Here is a 17,000-nt window from a genome sequence, read left to right as displayed (position 1 = left end):
AGTAAAGCAATTTATAATTAGTGTCTTAATTGGCACAGTGGCCAATCTGTGTCTGATTTATGCTTAAAATTGGAATTGATGTATTTGGTTGATCCATTCTAAGAGGCCTCGTCTGAAAATTTCTGGAGGCAATGAAATGAAGATCAAGAGCTTGTTGTTCGGTTCGGCTGCGGCACTGGTTGCAACCACGGGCGCATATGCTGCGGACACCGTCGTGACGCCGGAACCGGAATCTGTTGAATATGTTCGCGTCTGCGACGCCTATGGTGCGGGATATTTCTATATTCCAGGCACCGAAACCTGCCTGCGTGTATCCGGCTATGTTCGTTACGACGCTACGGGCGGCGACAATGTCTACGGCCGTGGCTTCGTTGATCGCAACGGTAGCGTTGATACGCGCCGCAATTCTTGGGATAACAAGGCTCGTTTTACGCTGCGTCTCTCTACTGCTTCGGAAACCGAACTTGGCACTTTGAAGACCTTTGCCGAAACCCGTTACGATTGGGGCAATGGTGTTGAGGGTTCCTCCGGTTCGCTGCGCTTTGCCTATATCCAGCTTGGCGGCCTGCGTGTCGGTCTTGATGAATCGGCCTTTGTCACCTTTCCGGGCTACCTCGGTGATGTCATCAACGATGACGTCATCCTCGCTGGCGGCTATCGCACGGGCCTGATCAGCTATACCTTTACCGGTGGCAATGGCTTCTCCGCCATTCTGTCGCTCGAACAGGGCAACAATGTCGATACGGACGGCAAGTACGGCTATGATGGCGTCATCAAGGATTACACGCCGCATGTTGTCGGTGGCCTGAAGTATGAAGGTGGCTGGGGCAAGATTGCAGGTGTTGCAGCATATGACGCTCGCAACGAAGAATGGGCCGGCAAGGTTCGCGCCGACGTGAACGTTACGGACCGCTTCTCGGTCTGGGCCATGGGCGGTTACAAGTCCAACAAGGACCAGTACATCAACGCGACCAATGGCAATGGCGACGTGATTGGTCCCGTTCGCGCGATCAGCAGCTTCTACGGCACCTGGGGTGGCGATTGGGCTGTCTGGGGCGGTGCGGCATTCAAGGCTACCGACAAGGCCGTCATTAATGCGCAGGTCGCCTATGATGGCACCAGCACTTTCGCAGCCACTGCCAACGTGGCCTACGAAATGGTTCCGGGTTTCACGGTTACGCCGGAAGTCTCCTATACCAAGTGGAGCGACAGCAAGTCCTATCTTAACGGCAAGGATGCCGTTCAGGGCATGATCCGTTTCCAGCGCTCGTTCTAATTGCATCTGGAACCCGCACTAATGCCGATCTGGGAGGCCGGTTCCGGCCTCCCGGTTTTGCCTGAAAATTAAAACAAACAGTTCATCCCGATATACTGCTTGATAGTTAGGCTTAAGGTTTACTATTCGTGTGCGATATTGAACCGAAGAAATATGATTAAAGAATAAAATGCATTTTAGTTTATCTGTTATTGATATAACAAAATTGTAATTTGCATTCCGTTATATCTGTACTATTTTTAAAGAACCATTCGATAGCGTAGAAGGACTGCGTTGTTTATAAATCTGATCTCCAGTCGGAAGAATGGTACGGCGAGCTTCGGCTCGCCGTTTTTGTTTTTAGAGCACGCCCCGAAAAGTTTGAAACGATTTTGGGATTAAGACATGCAAAAAAGCAATGAGATAGAGCGGTTCCGTTTTTAACCGGAGCGCCTTAGGCCGATCATCTGGCCAGAAATGATAAAGGCCGGATTGATCCGGCCTTTATCATTATCTGAGTACATTTGACGATATGATCTGATCTTCGATCAGTTTGCTCTCCTATCGGGAGAGCTTCATATGACGGTTGACATCCTTGTAGAGCAGGTATCGGAACTTGCCGGGACCACCAGCATAACAGGCCTGCGGACAGAAGGCGCGCAGCCACATGAAATCGCCTGCTTCCACTTCCACCCAGTCCTGATTGAGCCGATAAACTGCCTTGCCTTCCAGCACGTAAAGCCCGTGTTCCATGACGTGGGTTTCCGCAAATGGAATGACGCCGCCCGGCTCCAGGGTCACGATGGTGACATGCATGTCATGGCGCAGATCGTTCGGATCGACAAAGCGGGTCGTTGCCCAGGCGCCGTTGGTGTCCGGCATCGGGTTGGGCGCGATATCCTTTTCGTTGAGGAATAGGGGGTCGGGAACATCAAGCCCGTCGACATATTCATATGCCTTGCGCACCCAATGGAACCGCGCTGTTGCCGCGCCATTGTTGCGGAGCGTCCAGCCGCTCTTCGGTGGCAGATAGGCATAGCCGCCTTCGGTCAGCGTGTGTGTCTTGCCTGCCACGGTGACGGCAATCTCACCCTCAACAACGAACAGCACACCTTGCGCGCTTTCATCCAGCTCGGCACGGTCGCTGCCGCCACCTGGCTGCACTTCCATGATGTATTGCGAGAAGGTCTCTGCAAAGCCAGAAAGGGGGCGCGCAATCACCCAAAGCCGCGTCTTGTCCCAGAAGGGAAGGAAGCTCGTTACGATATCGCTGAACGTGCCCTTTGGGATCACTGCATAGGCTTCGGTGAACATGGCACGATCGGTGAGGAGTTGGGTCTGCGGCGGCAGTCCGCCAGTCGGTGCATAATAGGTGCGATTGTTCTTGTCGTTGCCCATATGGGGAATTCCTTATGTGAGAACCTGAGCAATCACGGCGAAACAGGTACCGTGAAATCATCAAATGAGAGCGCCCGGAAGCCGACCTTCCAGACGCTGGGGATCAGTAAAGCGCTTCCGGCAGAATATCCTTGAGGCGCAGGAGGGCGATGCGCTCCACCTGAGCACAGGCCGTTTCAAATTCCGTGTCGCGGTCGTTGGAAACCCGGCGCCGGAAAGCGTCGAGGATTTCCTTCTTGTTGCGACCCTTCACGGCAATGATGAACGGAAAGCCGAACTTCGCGGTATAGGCGTCGTTCAGTTCGGTGAAAGCCTGCTTTTCCGCATCAGTCAGTGCATCGAGACCGGCCCCGGCCTGTTCGGCGGTCGATTCCGCGGTCAGCCGCTTGGCCTGCGCAAGCTTGCCGGCGAGATCCGGATGCGCCTTCAAGACCGCAAGCCGTTCATCCGCCGAGGCCGCGCGAAATGCCTTCGTCATCGCGGAAGCTAGGCCGGATGCAGTGTCTTCTTCCGGGGTGAAACCGGCATCATATGCACGCTCGGCGATCCACGGCGAATGCTCGAAAATGCCGCCATAACGCGCGACGAACTCATCCTTGCCTGCTTTCGAAGGCATGACATCGGCAGCGACCGGCTTATAGTTTTCATGCCAGTGGCGGGCAATGTCGATACGTTTGGCGACCCAGACCCTTTCATGGCTTTGCACATAGTCGAGGAACCGCTCAAGCGCGGCCACACGGCCCGGACGACCAACAAGGCGGCAATGCAGGCCGATGGACATCATCTTCGGCGAACCTTCCGCGCCTTCGCGGTAGAGTACGTCGAAGGTATCCTTCAGGTAGGTGTAGAACTGATCGCCGGAATTGAAGCCCTGCGGAGTCGCAAAGCGCATGTCGTTTGCATCCAGCGTATAGGGTACGATCAGGTGCGGTCCCTTCGGACCTTCAACCCAGTAAGGCAGCTCATCGGCATAGGAGTCGGCGGAATAGAGAAAGCCGCCTTCTTCCATCACCAGTTTCAGCGTGTTGTCGGAAGGCTTGCCCTGATAGATGCCGAGCGGGCGCGAGCCGGTAAGTTCGGTATGGAGGCGAACCGCATCGCGGATGTGCTCGCGTTCGATCTCTTCGGGAACGTCCTTATATTCCCACCAGCGCAATCCGTGGCTGGCGATTTCCCAGTCGGCTTCCTTCATCGCTGCAACGGCTTCCGGGTTGCGCGCCATGGCAAGCGTTACGCCATAGACGGTGACGGGCATGTTACGGCGGGTGAAGGCGCGCCACAGGCGCCAGAAGCCGGAGCGTGCGCCATATTCATAGATGGATTCCATATTGAGGTTGCGTTGGCCCTTCCAGGGCTGCGCGCCGACAATCTCGGAAAGGAGACATTCGGAGGACGGATCACCGTCAAGAATGCAGCATTCGCCGCCTTCCTCGTAGTTCACGACGAACTGAACAGCGATATTGGCTCCGCCCGGCCAGCGCGGATCTGGCGTGTTGCGTCCATAGCCGACGAGATTGCGCGGATATTTCATTGCGGGTCTTCCCTCGTTTTCGTTCGTTTTACCCATGATAATAAAGATTTATCGCTATTATTCCCCTTCAAAAATTTGAAAGACATCCAACGATAACCATCTTTCACAATGAGAAGGATCGCGAAATACTGAATGCTGGGAACATGGTGTGGTTTGCGGCCCCCACAGCCAATGGCGACGTTGGGCCGAAATAAACCACCGGAAATCAAAAGCTTGTAACATTTTCCAGTCTACTTGATTAGAGAATCAGCAAGCTGCAGGAGTGCAAATGGGTCAGGAAAAGAGCGGTAATGGCCGGTTGACGACGCATGTCCTCGACACGGTAAGCGGCAAACCGGCTGCAAATCTGCGCATCGAATTGCGTCGCGTCGAGAATCAGCAGGCCGAACCGATCCGGGAAATTCGCACCAATGACGATGGCCGTTGCAGCGAGCCGTTGCTGTCGGGCGAGAATCTGCGGACCGGCTCCTACGAGCTTCTGTTCCACGTCGGCGAGTATTTCGGCAAGACCGATGATGCCATTCCGTTCCTCGATGTTGTCCCACTGCGCTTTGGCATTTCCGATGAAAAAGCGCATTATCATGTACCGCTTCTCGTTTCGCCGTTTTCCTATTCCACCTATCGCGGGAGCTAAGCGCCATGAACCAGTCAGTGCACCAGTCCGTGCGACATACGATCCGCTTTCTTCTGAACGGTGAAAAGATCGAACTCGACCGTGTTTCCCCGACCGAAACGCTGCTCGACTATCTGCGGCTGTCCGCCAAACTGCGCGGCACCAAGGAAGGTTGCGGCGAAGGCGATTGCGGCGCATGCACGGTGCTGGTCGGCAAGATTTCCAACGGCAAGCTCGTTTACGAGAGCGTCAATGCCTGCATCCGCTTCATGGGTTCGCTGGATGGCTGCCATGTGGTGACCATCGAGCATCTGCGCGGGGCCGACGGCGATCTGCATCCGGTGCAAAAGGCGATGATCGAGTTCCATGGCTCGCAATGCGGCTTCTGCACGCCGGGCTTTGTCATGTCGCTCTACGCCTTGTGGATGCGCGAACCGAAGCCTGCCGATACGCAGATTGAGAAAGCCTTGCAGGGCAATCTTTGCCGCTGCACGGGCTATGAGGCGATCATGCGCGCCGCCCGCATCATTTCCGACTATGGTACGGTCATGGAAGACCCGCTTGCAGCCGAGCGCGCCCATGTTCTTGAACAGCTGACCGCCATGCATGACGGCGTGCGGGTGGAAGTGGGCGAAGGCAAGGATCGCCTGATTGTGCCCGGTGATATCGATGATTTCGCCACCATTTTGGCGGCGGAGCCGAAGGCAACCATCGTTGCTGGTTCCACCGATGTGGGCCTGTGGGTCACCAAGATGATGCGCGATATTTCCCCGGTCGTCTTCATCGGTCATCTGGAGGAGCTGCGTTCCATCCGCGAGGAAAACGGTGTCGTTACCATCGGCGCAGGTGTGACCTACACAGAAGCGTTCGGATTTCTCGCCAGAAGCATCCCGCAGCTCGGGAGCCTCATCAACCGTATCGGCGGCGAGCAGGTGCGTAATATGGGAACCATCGGCGGCAATATCGCCAATGGTTCGCCAATTGGCGACACGCCGCCGCCGCTGATCGCGCTCAATGCAAAGCTGACGCTTCGCAAAGGGGCGGAGCGCCGCACCATACCTCTGGAAGAGTTCTTTATCGCTTATGGCAAGCAGGATCGCCAGCCCGGCGAGTTTGTCGAGGCCGTGCATGTGCCGGTGCCGCGCGAAGGTAGCCATTTTGCCATTTACAAAGTGTCGAAGCGTTACGAGGAAGACATTACGGCGACGCTGGGTAGCTTCTATCTGACGCTCGACGCAGCCGGCAATGTGGAAACAATTCGCATCGCCTATGGCGGCATGGCCGCAACGCCGAAGCGCGCCAGCGCGGTGGAAGCCGAACTGACGGCCAAGCCCTGGACCGAGGCTACGGTTGAAGCGGCATTGGAAGTCTATTCACAGGACTATACGCCCTTGAGCGATATGCGCGCGACAGCGGATTACCGGTTGCTCGCGGCGCGCAATCTGTTGCGGCGTTTCTTCGCCGAAACGGAAGGCAGTTACACGCCGCTGCGTGCGGCTGAAATCGCGGCGGCGTGAGGAGGCAATCATGAACAAGCATCCTGCAAACGCATTGAAAGCTGCCCGCATTGTCGGCGGCGTCGCGACCGACCAGAAGCACGATTCCGCGCACAAGCATGTGACGGGAACGGCTGTCTATATTGACGATATACCGGAGCCCGAAGGCACGTTGCATATCGGGGTCGGCTATTCCTCCGTCGCACATGGATCATTCAAGTCGATTGATTTGTCGGCAGTGCGCGCCGCTCCCGGTGTGGTCGACGTGCTGACCTACAAGGACGTGCCTGGCGAAAACGATGTTTCGCCATCGGGCATGCATGACGACCCGATCTTTGCCGTCGACAAGGTCGAGTTCCATGGCCAGCCGATCTTTGCGGTTATCGCGAAAACCCGCGATCAGGCGCGCCGCGCTGCCCGTCTGGCGAAGATCGAATATGAGGAAGCAGCGGGCATTTATTCCATCGATGCGCTGGACGGTCTGAAGGACCGGCTTGTCACCACGCCATTGACGCTGAAGCGCGGCGATGCACGTGCGGCCATAGACGCCGCGCCGCACCGTATCAAGAACCGCATGTATCTTGGCGGGCAGGATCATTTCTATCTGGAAGGCCAGGTTTCGCTTGCTATTCCCGGCGAGGATGAAGACGTCACCGTCTATTGCTCCACGCAAGGACCGAGCGAAACGCAGCATCTGGTTGCCCATGCGCTGGGCGTGCCGAGCCATTCCGTGACGGTGGAAGTGCGCCGGATGGGTGGTGGCTTCGGCGGCAAGGAAACACAGGCCAACCAATGGGCGGCCATTGCAGCCATTGCGGCCAAAAAGCACAAGCGCGCCATGAAGATCAGGCTCGACCGCGACGAGGACATGACCTCAACCGGCAAGCGCCACGGCTTTGTCATCGACTATGAAGTCGGCTTCGACGATGACGGCAATATTCTGGGCATCGATTATCTGTTTGCCCTCAATGCCGGTTTCTCGGCAGACCTTTCCGGGCCGGTCGGCGACCGCGCATTGTTTCACTGCGATAATGCCTATTTCTTCCCGGCAGTTCATGCGCAGTCGGCACCGCTTTACACGAACACCGTGTCGAATACGGCATTTCGCGGTTTTGGCGGCCCGCAGGGCATGGTTGGTGCTGAACGCGTCATCGATGAAGTGGCTTTCGCTGTCGGCAAGGATCCGCTCGAAATCCGCAAGCGCAATTTCTACGACGAGATGGGTAAGGATGGGACGCGCAACGTCACCCCCTATCATCAGAAGGTCGAAGATTGCATTATTCAGCGCATCGTTGCGGAACTTGAGGAAAGTTCCGATTACGCAAAGCGCCGCGAAGCAATCCGCGAATTCAACGCGAAAAGCCGTTATGTGAAACGCGGCATGGCGTTGACGCCGGTGAAATTCGGCATTTCCTTCACCAAGACGGAGTCCAACCAGGCTGGCGCTCTGGTGCATGTCTATAATGACGGCTCGGTGCATATGAACCATGGCGGCACGGAAATGGGGCAGGGGCTCCATATGAAAGTGGCGCAGGTCGTGGCCGAGGAATTCCAGATCGACATCGACCGCGTGAAGATCACCGCGACGACGACCGCCAAGGTGCCGAACACGGCGCCGACGGCAGCTTCTTCCGGTGCCGATCTCAACGGGATGGCTGCACAGGATGCTGCTCGCCAGATCAAGAAGCGTCTCATCCATTTTGCGGCACAGCAATATCAGGTGCCGGAAGATCAGGTCGTGTTTCTTCCCAACCGGGTTCGCATCGGCAATCAGGAAATCAGCTTCAACGATCTCGTAAAGCAGGCCTTTATCGGCCGCGTGCAGCTATCGGCGGCAGGTCACTACAAGACGCCGAAAATCCACTGGGACCGTGCCAAGGGCCGGGGCCATGCCTTCTATTACTATGCTTACGGAGCAGCCTGTTCCGAAGTTTCCGTCGATACTCTGACTGGCGAATATGTGGTGGAGCGCACCGATATTCTGCATGATACCGGGCGTTCCCTGAACCGCGCCATCGATATCGGTCAGGTTGAAGGCGGCTTCGTGCAGGGTATGGGCTGGCTGACGACCGAGGAGCTTGTGTGGGACGACAAGGGGCGGCTTCGCACCCATGCGCCTTCCACCTACAAGATTCCGTTGGCGTCTGACCGGCCCAAGATCTTCAATGTCGCGCTGACCGACTGGTCCGAGGCTTATGAGCCGACGATCCATCGTTCCAAGGCTGTCGGCGAACCGCCGCTGCCGCTTGGGCTGTCGGTGCTGCATGCCCTGGCCGATGCCGTCGCCAGCGTGGCCGATCACAAGGTCTGCCCGCGTCTCGATGCGCCTGCAACACCGGAACGTGTGCTGATGGCCATCGAACGGCTCCGCAAGCAAAAGGGCTAGGACGATGCCGGGTGCACGCGACGATATCCGGGCTTTTCTCAACCGGCGTCCCGACAGTGTGCTGGTTGAAGTCACCGATGTGAAAGGCTCTGCGCCCCGCGATGCCGGGGCATGGATGCTGGTTGCCCGCGATATGATCTTCAGGACCATCGGCGGCGGTCAGCTCGAATATATGGCGATCGACCATGCCCGGAAAATACTGCTCGGTGGCAGGGACACACCGATGGATGTGCCACTCGGCCCTGAAATCGGCCAGTGCTGCGGCGGACGGGTGGGCCTGAGCTTCAGGCGTGTCAGCCGTGGGCTCACCGACGAGCTTGTCAGCAAGGTCGATGCGGAAATAGCCACGCGCCCGCACGTCTATGTCTTCGGCGCGGGCCATGTTGGCGATGCGCTGGCGAATGCGCTTTCGTTTACGCCTGTCCGGGTTGTTCTGGTGGATACGCGGGAAGCAGAGCTGATGGCCTGCGATGTGCCGGGTGTAGAAACCTGTCTTTCGGCGATGCCCGAGCAGGTGGTGCGCTCCGCGCCGCCGGGCAGCGCTTTCATCGTCCTCACCCATGACCATGCGCTGGATTTTCTCATCGTCACGGAGGCTTTGCAGCGGCGCGATGCCGTCTATGTCGGCATGATCGGCTCGAAGACCAAAAAAGCGACTTTCAAAAATTGGTTGAAACGGGAAGTCGGTAACGACAATCTTTTTAAAAATCTGATCTGTCCCGTTGGTGGGGCAGTTGTGAAGGACAAGAGACCGGAAGTCATTGCGGCATTGGCCGCAGCCGAAGTTCTGACGGCAGTTCTGACTTCCGTACGTGTCTCGCAACCCGCCTGATCAGGCGGGTTTTTCTTTGAGTATTTTCAGCAAAGGCGCGAAACCGTTTCGCGCAATACAATAATTGAAAACAAAGGTTTAGAGCGGTTTTAGCCGCCCTAAACCAAAGCCTCGCGGATCAATCGCTGGCACCGTTCCGTCATGAAATCGATGATCAGACGCACCTTTGGATCCTGAAAGCGCTTGTGCGGGTAAATCGCAGCAAGCTGGATCGGCGCAGGTGGCGTGCTTTCGAGGATGGGGACCAGCCGTCCGTCGCGGATATATTCCTTCACTTCGAACAGCGGCTTGTTGATGATGCCGCGTCCACCGAGCGCCCATTGCGTCAATACGTCGCCGTCATCCGAGTCATATGGCCCGGTAACTTCGAACTTGCGCAAGCCTTCCGCCGTCTGCAGCGACCAGTAATATTCCTTCGAGCCCGGAAAACGCAGCAGAAGGCAATCATGCTTGTCGCCAAGCAATTCGTCCGGCGACTGCGGAACCCCATGTTTTTCCAGATATTCAGGCGCAGCACAGATCACGCGCTCGCAATTCATGATGCCACGCATGCGCAGGTTCGAATTCTCCAGAACACCGAGCTTGAAAGCAACGTCGACGCCTTCGCTCATGATGTCGACTTCATGATCGGACAAGCGAAGCCGCACTTCGATGTCTGGATATTTGTCGTGAAACTCCGGAATCCCTGATGCAATCAGCCGTCTTCCGAAGCCAAGTGGGGCTGTGATGCGAATCGATCCCTTCGGATTCTTCGCCAATTCCGCCACAGCCGCTTCCGCTTCATCCACGGCTTCGAGGATTTTCAATGCTCCGTCGTAGAATACGCGACCGTGTTCTGTCGGCGTGAGCTTGCGCGTCGTCCGGTTGAAGAGCCTGACCCCCAGGTGCTTCTCCAACTCCTTGATTCGATTGCTTGCAACCGCTGGCGATGCGCGCTGGTCGCGACCCGCCGCAGATAGATTTCCCAATTCGACAACGCGCACAAAAACGCGCAGATTATCAAGATATGACATACGTCCCCTCCACGATTGTCTAGATTTTTTTGAAAGTGCTGGTCGTGATGTGACGTTCCCTGAACCTGATTCCTTTGGCACATAATGCAACAACGAACAATGGGGCCCAAAATTGGGTCAAGAAATGAGCCGAGAAATGGGAGTACCTGATGTATGATTTCGCTGTAGCCTGGGACTGGCTGGGCTTCGCAGCGCGGTGGCTGCATGTGATTACCGCGATTGCGTGGATCGGCTCGTCCTTTTACTTCATTGCGCTTGATCTGGGTTTGCGCCAGCGTCCCGGCTTGCCGGAAGGTGCGCATGGTGAGGAATGGCAGGTCCATGGTGGTGGCTTCTATCACATCCAGAAATATCTGGTTGCGCCTGCCGAAATGCCGGAACACCTGACCTGGTTCAAATGGGAATCCTACGCCACCTGGCTGTCGGGTTTCACGCTGCTCTGCATCGTTTATTACGCCGGAGCTGATCTTTACCTGATCGATCCGAATGTTCTCGATGTCTCGCGCCCCGTCGCCATCGGCATTTCGATCGCTTCGCTGGCCTTTGGCTGGATTGCCTACAACACGATCTGCAAGCTCATGCTCGGCAAAAGCGATACGCTGCTGATGGTGATGCTCTATGTCGTGCTTGTGTTTGTTGCCTGGGGCTATACGCATCTGTTCACCGGACGCGCAGCCTTCCTGCATCTTGGCGCTTTCACCGCGACGGTTATGTCTGCCAATGTGTTCATGGTCATCATTCCGAACCAGAAGATCGTGGTGGCGGATCTGATCGCAGGCCGCAAGCCGGACCCGAAGTACGGCAAGATCGCCAAGCAGCGCTCGACGCATAACAACTATCTGACGCTGCCTGTTCTGTTCCTGATGCTGTCGAACCACTATCCGCTGGCTTTCGGGACGCAATTCAACTGGATCATCGCCTCGCTGGTGTTCCTGATGGGCGTCACGATCCGCCACTGGTTCAACACGCAGCACGCCCGCAAGGGCAGTCCGACCTGGACCTGGCTGGTCACGGTGATCCTGTTCATCATCATCATCTGGCTGTCGACAGTGCCGAAAGTTCTGACCGGTGAGCCGGAAGAACAGAAGGTCTCGGCATTGCAGCAATCTTTTATCTCGGACCCGCACTTTGAAAAAGTGCGGGATACCGTTCTCGGGCGCTGCGCCATGTGTCACGCCAAGGAGCCAGGCTGGGAAGGCATCATTGCACCGCCCAAGGGTGTCGTGCTGGACACCGACCGCGATATCGCGGCCCATGCGCGTGAAATCTATCTGCAGGCAGGCCGCTCGCATGCCATGCCGCCCGCCAATGTCACCGGCGTGAGCGAGGAAGAGCGCCAGCTTCTTGCCTCCTGGTACCAGTCTGCCACGCAAGGCCCGAAATAAGGACCAATTTGATGACCAAGCTTCTGATCCGCGGCCGCGTGCTGACCTTTCGTGACGAACCGCAGAGCCTCGATGACAATGCCGCTTATCGCTACATTGAAGACGGTGCCGTGCTGGTCGAAGATGGCCGCATATTGCGTCTCGGAGACTATGCCGAAGTCAGTGCCGAGGTAGGCAGCGACGTCAACGTCGTCGACCATCGCCCGCACCTGATCCTGCCCGGTTTCATCGATACGCATATCCATTATCCGCAGACGCAGGTGGTTGCTTCCTATGCCGCCAATCTCCTGGAGTGGCTCAACACCTATACATTCGTCGCGGAGCAGAAATTTGCCGACGAGCAGCATGCCGAATTCATCGCGGAGCGCTTTCTTGACGAGCTGATCCGCCACGGCACCACCACGGCGGTTGCTTATTGCTCCGTGCATCCGCAGAGCGTCGATGCCTATTTCCGTGCTTCACAGCATCGTAACATGCGCATGCTTGGCGGCAAGGTGATGATGGATCGCAATGCGCCGCCTGCACTCTGCGACACGGCACAGTCCGGATATGACGATACGAAGGCACTGATTGCGCGCTGGCAGGGCAAGGGCCGCCTCGATTATGTAATCACGCCACGCTTTGCCATTACGTCGACGCCGGAGCAGCTCGAAGCAAGCCAGGCGCTTGTTCGTGAGCATCCCGGCAGCTACATCCAGACGCATCTTTCCGAAAATCACGACGAAATCTCTTTCACCAAGTCGCTCTATCCCGATGCGCCTGATTATCTCGGCATTTACGAGCATTACGGCCTGTTGGGTGACAAGACCCTGCTCGGCCACTCGATCCATCTGGAAGAGCGCGAAGTGCGCGTCATGGCGGAAACGGGTTCGATTGCCGTTTTCTGCCCGACCTCGAACCTGTTCCTTGGTTCCGGGCTTTTCGACCGCGACCGACTGAAAGCGTCAGGCGTGCGCATGGCGGTGGCAACCGACGTTGGCGGCGGCACGAGTTTCTCCATGCTGCGCACCATGGACGAGGGCTACAAAGTCCTGCAACTGCGTGAACAGCGTCTGAACCCGTTCCAGTCATTTTACATGATGACGCTTGGCAATGCCCGCGCGCTCTCCATGGAAGACAAGATCGGTACGCTCGATGAGGGCACGGAAGCCGATATCGTGGTGCTGGATTCGTCCGCAACATCGCCAATGCGACTTCGCATGGCGGCTGGCGCGACGCTGGAGCAGGAACTGTTCCTGTTGCAGACGCTAGGCGATGACCGCGCCATCGTCGAAACCTATGCGGCTGGCAAGCCGCTCAAGGCCGAACTGGCCTGATACCCCAATCCTTGGAGGAGGATGACCCGTGGCGGAGCGATCCGCTGCGGGTCTTTTTGTTAAAACTCTTCCGGGCGTTTGCCGCCCATGGCGCGGGTCAGCTCATCAGCGGTGGAGCGGATGAGCGGCCCGAATTCCTCGAGCTTCTTTTTCGGCAGACGCACGGCAGGGCCAGAAACGGAAATACCGGCAATCGCCTCGCCATACTCATTGAAGATGGGAGCGGCAATGCAGCACATGCCAAGCGTATGCTCCTCATCGTCGACAGACCAGCCGCGCGTGCGGGTCGCCTGAATATCTTTCAGTAGCGCAGGCAGGTTGTCGAGTGTGCGCTGCGTAAAATGTTCAAGCGTACGACCCGAAAGAACGTGCGCAATTTCCTTGTCCGACCAGGTGGACAATATGGCCTTGCCGATGCCGGATGCATGGATCGGCCCGCGCCGTCCGGGCCGGAAAAAGGCTCGCATCGGCGCATGGCTTTCGATCTGCGAGATGAACACGACATCGCCGCCATCCTCGACGCCGATATTGGCGGTCTCGCCGCTCGTTTCCATCAATGTCTTGAGATAGGGCCGCGCCAGAATGCCGAGCTTGCGGAAGCGGCGAAAGGCATTGCTGATTTCGAAAGCCTTGACGCCGATGGTCCAGTCTCCGCTTTCCAGATCGTGGGAAACCATACCATGATTGGCCAGCGACGACAGAAGGCGGTGCACGGTTGAGGGCGCCATGCCGCTCTCATCGGCAAGGTCGGTCAGTGTCGAGCCGTCATTCTCGGCAATCAGCGCCAGCAGCTTCAGGCTTCGGTCCAGAACCTGCACAGACGAGGGCGCGGCGTTCTCCGCCGCCTTGCGGCCCCGCTTTACCTTTGCCTGTTCCATCACCGTCTCCGAATCCCGTCTAAACTCAGGAATTATCACTATCGCATCGATTGCTACTCGGAAAGGGAGCGGCGGATTATCTCCATTACGTTGAAAATCTTTATTTCCATATAATGGTATGCATTTCCATTTTTTGATATTAGCATTTGTAAATGGAGATGAATTCCACAAATCATTTCCAGCAAAAGTGCGTAAGCCTTTTGCGTCTGGAAATGCGTGAGAAAAAGAAACAAAGCGGCAATAGCCGTTCCAGCGGAACGGACGCTGCTTGAGGAGGGAGCCGTCATGGCCAGAATGCGTGCAGTCGATGCAGCCGTGCTTGTGCTGGAAAAAGAAGGGATCAATTGTGCTTTCGGTGTACCGGGCGCGGCGATCAATCCATTTTATTCGGCGATGAAAGCGCGCGGCTCGATCCGCCACATACTGGCGCGTCACGTCGAGGGTGCGTCGCATATGGCCGAAGGCTATACCCGCGCCAAGCATGGCAATATCGGTCTGTGCATCGGCACCTCCGGCCCCGCTGGAACGGATATGATTACGGGCCTTTATTCGGCTTCTGCCGACTCGATCCCGATCCTCTGCATCACGGGCCAGGCGCCACGTGCACGTCTGGACAAGGAAGACTTTCAGGCGGTCGATATCGCCAAGATCGCAGCGCCCGTCACCAAGTGGGCGGTCACGGTCATGGAACCCGCACTGGTTCCTTATGTCTTCCAGAAGGCGTTCCATATCATGAAGTCGGGCCGTCCCGGTCCGGTTCTGATCGACCTGCCAATCGATGTCCAGCTTGCGGAAATCGAATTCGACATCGACACCTATCAGCCCATGGAAGCCTACAAGCCGGCGGCCACGCGGGTGCAGGCCGAAAAGGCGCTCGCCATGCTGAACGAGGCGGAACGTCCGCTGATCGTCGCAGGCGGCGGCATCATCAATGCCGATGCCTCCGATCTTCTGGTCGAGTTCGCCGAAATCACTGGCATTCCGGTCATCCCGACCCTGATGGGCTGGGGTGTCATTCCTGACGACCATCGCCTGATGGCGGGCATGTGCGGTCTGCAGACCTCGCACCGCTATGGCAATGCCAATCTGCTGGCTTCCGATGTCGTTATCGGTATCGGCAACCGCTGGGCGAACCGTCATACGGGTAATGTCGATACCTACAAGAAAGATCGCAAATTCATCCATATCGACATTGAGCCAACACAGATCGGTCGTGTCTTTGCACCGGATTTCGGTATCGTCTCAGACGCAGGCAAGGCGCTGAAGCTGCTGCTGGACGTTGCGACCGAATGGAAGTCTGCCGGTAAGCTGCGCGACTGGTCCGACTGGGCCAGGGAATGCGGCGAGCGCAAGCGCACCATGCTGCGCAAGACGCATTTCGACCAGACGCCGCTCAAGCCGCAGCGGGTCTATGAGGAGATGAACAAGGCGTTCGGCCGCGATACCTGCTATGTCACGACCATCGGCCTCAGCCAGATTGCGGGCGCGCAATTCCTGCATGTCTATCGTCCGCGCAACTGGATCAATTGCGGTCAGGCTGGTCCGCTCGGCTGGACGTTACCAGCAGCGCTCGGTGTCCGTGCTGCCGATCCTGATCGTCCGATTGTTGCGCTTTCCGGCGACTATGATTTCCAGTTCATGATCGAGGAACTGGCGGTCGGCGCACAGCACAAGCTGCCCTATATTCATGTGGTCGTGAACAATTCCTATCTCGGCCTCATCCGACAGGCGCAGCGCGGCTTCAACATGGATTTCGAGGTGAGCCTCGCCTTCGACAACATCAATGCCGATGGCGATGCAGAAAAGGGTTACGGCGTCGATCACGTCGCCGTCGCAGAGGGTCTCGGCTGCAAGGCGATCCGGGTTCGCAGCCCCAACCAGTTTGCCGAAAGCTTTGAACAGGCAAAAGCGCTGATGGCGGAACATCAGGTGCCGGTGGTTCTGGAATTCATCCTGGAACGCGTTACCAATATCTCCATGGGTGTCGACATCGATCAGGTTGTCGAATTCGAGGAACTGGCCGAACGTGGCGAAGATGCGCCTACCGCTATCGCAGCTTTTTTGGATTAAAATTTAAAGGAGGCGAAAATGCCTAGATTTGCAGCCAATCTCACAATGCTCTTCAATGAAGTGCCTTTCATGGATCGCTTTGCGCTGGCCGCGAAGGCCGGGTTCACCGGGGTGGAGTATCTCTTCCCTTACGAGTTCAACCGGCATGAGCTGAAGGCGGCGCTGACCAAGCATAACCTCGCGCAGGTCCTGCACAATCTGCCTGCGGGCAACTGGGCTGGTGGCGAGCGCGGTATTGCGGTTCTGCCGGATCGCATCGATGATTTCCGGCGCGGTGTGGCTGATGCCATCAACTATGCCACGACGCTCAACTGTTCGCAGGTCAATTGCCTTTCCGGCATTGCCCCGCAGGGTGTCGATCCGGACGTCTTGCGTGCCACTTTCGTCAGCAATCTGCGTCTGGCCGCAAAGGAACTGGGCAAGCACGGCATTCGCCTGCTGATCGAGCCGATCAACCACTATGACATTCCGGGCTTCTACCTCAACACGGTAGAGCAGGCGGTTTCGATCATCGATGAAGTGGGCAGCAACAATCTGTTCATCCAGTACGACCTCTACCATCAGCAGCGGACACGCGGCGAACTGGTTGCGACTTATGAACGTTACAAGCCGCTGATTGCCCATATTCAGCTTGCCGACAATCCGGGTCGCAATGAGCCGGGCACTGGTGAGATCAATTATCCGAACGTGTTCGAAGCACTGAAAAATGCCGGATACAAGGGCTGGATCGGCTGTGAATACAAGCCGAAGACCACCACGGAGGAAGGTCTGGGCTGGTTCAAAAACTACGAAGCCGAACGGCTGACTGCATAGATTGGAGCGCATCC

At 56.9% G+C, this 17,000-nt stretch carries 13 protein-coding genes; 9 read left to right on the top strand and 4 right to left on the bottom strand.

Annotation, left to right across the window (positions count from 1 at the left end):
* Positions 1-136: 136 nt before the first annotated feature.
* Entirely contained in the window at positions 137-1,276 is a 1,140-nt protein-coding gene (locus MKS82_RS07775; RefSeq protein ID WP_109986067.1) for a porin, read from the top strand.
* Positions 1,277-1,816: 540 nt separating this feature from the next.
* On the opposite strand, the gene MKS82_RS07770 is transcribed toward MKS82_RS07775, so the two are convergent.
* A complete protein-coding gene (locus MKS82_RS07770; protein WP_109986068.1) occupies positions 1,817-2,653 on the bottom strand; it encodes a bifunctional allantoicase/(S)-ureidoglycine aminohydrolase in 837 nt (278 codons plus the stop codon).
* 103 nt (positions 2,654-2,756) lie between these two features.
* Positions 2,757-4,184: an allantoinase PuuE gene (puuE, locus tag MKS82_RS07765; RefSeq protein ID WP_109986069.1), complete on the bottom strand. Its 1,428-nt coding sequence runs from the start codon at positions 4,182-4,184 to the stop codon at positions 2,757-2,759.
* A gap of 268 nt (positions 4,185-4,452) precedes the next feature.
* Between puuE and uraH the strand changes: the two genes are divergently transcribed.
* The 4 genes from uraH to xdhC are packed head-to-tail and all read left to right on the top strand — an operon-like array spanning position 4,453 to position 9,511.
* Complete coding sequence (gene uraH, locus MKS82_RS07760) at positions 4,453-4,818, top strand: hydroxyisourate hydrolase (protein ID WP_109986070.1); 366 nt, start codon at positions 4,453-4,455, stop codon at positions 4,816-4,818.
* A 17-nt stretch (positions 4,819-4,835) separates the two neighbouring features.
* Positions 4,836-6,314 carry a xanthine dehydrogenase small subunit gene (xdhA, locus tag MKS82_RS07755; protein ID WP_176037287.1) on the top strand — a complete coding sequence of 493 codons (1,479 nt, stop codon included), beginning with the start codon at positions 4,836-4,838 and terminating at the stop codon, positions 6,312-6,314.
* 10 nt (positions 6,315-6,324) lie between these two features.
* Entirely contained in the window at positions 6,325-8,679 is a 2,355-nt protein-coding gene (xdhB, locus tag MKS82_RS07750; RefSeq protein ID WP_109986072.1) for a xanthine dehydrogenase molybdopterin binding subunit, read from the top strand.
* A gap of 4 nt (positions 8,680-8,683) precedes the next feature.
* Positions 8,684-9,511 carry a xanthine dehydrogenase accessory protein XdhC gene (xdhC, locus tag MKS82_RS07745; protein WP_109986073.1) on the top strand — a complete coding sequence of 276 codons (828 nt, stop codon included), beginning with the start codon at positions 8,684-8,686 and terminating at the stop codon, positions 9,509-9,511.
* A 98-nt stretch (positions 9,512-9,609) separates the two neighbouring features.
* On the opposite strand, the gene MKS82_RS07740 is transcribed toward xdhC, so the two are convergent.
* Positions 9,610-10,524, bottom strand: a complete 915-nt coding sequence (locus MKS82_RS07740; RefSeq protein ID WP_109986074.1) for a LysR family transcriptional regulator — start codon at positions 10,522-10,524, stop codon at positions 9,610-9,612.
* A 149-nt stretch (positions 10,525-10,673) separates the two neighbouring features.
* On the opposite strand from MKS82_RS07740, the gene MKS82_RS07735 reads away from it, so the two are divergent.
* Positions 10,674-11,909 (top strand): urate hydroxylase PuuD, encoded by a 1,236-nt coding sequence (locus tag MKS82_RS07735; protein WP_109986075.1) that lies wholly within the window; start codon positions 10,674-10,676, stop codon positions 11,907-11,909.
* Between the two features lie 11 nt (positions 11,910-11,920).
* Positions 11,921-13,225, top strand: coding sequence for a guanine deaminase (gene guaD / locus MKS82_RS07730; RefSeq protein ID WP_109986076.1), 1,305 nt, complete (start codon positions 11,921-11,923; stop codon positions 13,223-13,225).
* Positions 13,226-13,284: 59 nt separating this feature from the next.
* Here the strand turns inward: guaD and MKS82_RS07725 are convergent, their stop codons facing one another.
* Complete coding sequence (locus MKS82_RS07725; protein ID WP_240578583.1) at positions 13,285-14,103, bottom strand: IclR family transcriptional regulator; 819 nt, start codon at positions 14,101-14,103, stop codon at positions 13,285-13,287.
* 285 nt (positions 14,104-14,388) lie between these two features.
* Between MKS82_RS07725 and gcl the strand changes: the two genes are divergently transcribed.
* On the top strand, positions 14,389-16,173 hold the full coding sequence (gene gcl, locus MKS82_RS07720; RefSeq protein WP_109986079.1) for a glyoxylate carboligase: 1,785 nt from the start codon (positions 14,389-14,391) through the stop codon (positions 16,171-16,173).
* A gap of 18 nt (positions 16,174-16,191) precedes the next feature.
* Complete coding sequence (gene hyi / locus MKS82_RS07715) at positions 16,192-16,986, top strand: hydroxypyruvate isomerase (RefSeq protein ID WP_176037149.1); 795 nt, start codon at positions 16,192-16,194, stop codon at positions 16,984-16,986.
* The last annotated feature ends 14 nt before the right edge of the window (positions 16,987-17,000 follow it).

The organism is Ochrobactrum sp. A-1 (genome assembly GCF_022488005.1).
Taxonomy (GTDB): Bacteria; Pseudomonadota; Alphaproteobacteria; order Rhizobiales; family Rhizobiaceae; genus Brucella.
Note: the sequence above shows the minus strand (reverse complement) of the source record. Positions and strands in the feature narration are given on the sequence as shown.